Genomic DNA, 1,744 nt, shown 5'->3' with positions numbered 1-1,744 from the left:
TATGGGGGCTTGGACAAGGTCAAGGGCAGCGGAGAGAAACCCGATACTGTCTGAACTGTGGGCGGAAGGCCTACTTTTTTTGGTGTTTTTGTTGAGAATCAATTTCGATAAGATGCGCCACTTTTACAGAATTGGGTCAGGATTGTTGCGGGCTGGGATAAAAATTATTTCGGGATAAGACATGGTTTATAAAACGCTACATATCTACAATCGCCCGCACTGAATTCCCGGCACTGCTCACCCTGGCTCTGGTGCATGAATGGCACGAGGGTGTCGAGAGGCCTTCGGGCTTGATGCGACGCCCAGGTGTCGGTGCCTCCAACTATCCGCACCAAATGGAATTGGGCTGTAACAAGGCCTTTGACCACGAATTCGAATAAGAACTCACTGCTGGCCCAGGATTTGTCGAAACGCCTCTGACGCTCGACGGGCAAGCCCTTATTCAATCCAAGAAAAATGCCAACCCTTGGCAGGGTGAAGTGTTGGCGATCAAAACCCAACTGCATTGCGCAAGCTGCTTTAGAGGTCGTGAGATGAGTAAAAACAGGTACCCCAGACTACTAGGCTTATTGCCGCTGATCGGCACATTGCTGCTGTCAGGCTGCAACATGACCTTGCTCAATCCCAAGGGCCAGGTTGGTCTGGACGAGCGAAACCTGATCATCACCGCAACGCTGCTGATGCTGTTGGTCGTGGTTCCGGTCATCGTGATGACCTTCCTGTTCGCCTGGAAATACCGCGCGTCCAACACGAGCGCTACCTACACCCCGAAATGGAACCACTCCACCAAGATCGAGATCGCGGTGTGGGCTGTTCCAGTGCTGATCATCATTGCCCTGGGTTACGTCACCTACAAGTCGACCCACGCCCTTGACCCGTACAAGCCGCTGGAATCCGACGTCAAGCCGGTGACCATCGAAGTGGTCGCGCTGGACTGGAAGTGGCTGTTCATCTACCCGGAACAAGGCATCGCCACGGTCAACAAGATCGTGTTCCCGGCGCACACCCCGGTCAACTTCAAGATCACTTCCGACGCCGTGATGAACTCGTTCTTCATCCCTGCTCTGGGCGGCCAGATCTACGCGATGGCGGGCATGCAGACCAAGCTGCACCTGATCGCCAACGAGAACGCTGAAATGGACGGTATCTCCGCCAACTACAGCGGCGCTGGTTTCACCGGCATGAAATTCAAAGCGATCGCAACGACTCAGGAAGAATTCGACGCCTGGGTAAGCGAAGTCAAAAAGGCACCTAAACAGCTTGAACAAGCTGAATACGCAGCCCTTTCCAAGCCAAGCCAGAACAACCCAGTCGAGCTCTACTCCTCGGTTACGCCGAACCTGTTCCAGACCATCGTCGACAAGTACGAAGGCATGAAACCGGGTCCTAAGGTGCACCACGAGAAGAAAGAGAAAGAAGTGGCCGCTACGGACATGAACTCGCATTCAGCTGCCGGGGCAGAGGAGTAAACGATGTTTGGTAAATTAAGTTGGGAAGCGATCCCGTTCCACGAGCCGATTGTCATGGTGACCATCTCCATGATCGCGCTCGGTGGTCTGGCGTTGTTCGCTGCAATCACCTACTTCAAGAAGTGGACCTACCTGTGGACCGAGTGGCTGACGTCGGTCGACCACAAGAAAATCGGCGTGATGTACATCATCGTCGCCATGGTCATGCTGCTGCGCGGCTTTGCCGACGCCATCATGATGCGTACCCAGTTGGCCATGGCCACCGAGGGTTCGCC

The 1,744-nt window shown here is 54.4% G+C and carries 1 protein-coding gene and 1 pseudogene; both read left to right on the top strand.

The annotated features are described in order from the left end of the window. Positions 1-533 precede the first annotated feature (533 nt). On the top strand, positions 534-1,469 hold the full coding sequence (gene cyoA / locus ACRESJ_RS18440; RefSeq protein WP_431759160.1) for a ubiquinol oxidase subunit II: 936 nt from the start codon (positions 534-536) through the stop codon (positions 1,467-1,469). Positions 1,470-1,472: 3 nt separating this feature from the next. After that, positions 1,473-1,744 (top strand): annotated as a pseudogene (locus tag ACRESJ_RS18435) (cytochrome o ubiquinol oxidase subunit I); the annotation flags it as partial.

This window comes from Pseudomonas sp., assembly GCF_050739655.1.
In the GTDB taxonomy this organism is placed as follows: domain Bacteria; phylum Pseudomonadota; class Gammaproteobacteria; order Pseudomonadales; family Pseudomonadaceae; genus Aquipseudomonas.
The sequence above is the reverse complement of the archived record's forward strand: the minus strand, read 5'-3'. Positions and strand labels throughout refer to the sequence as shown.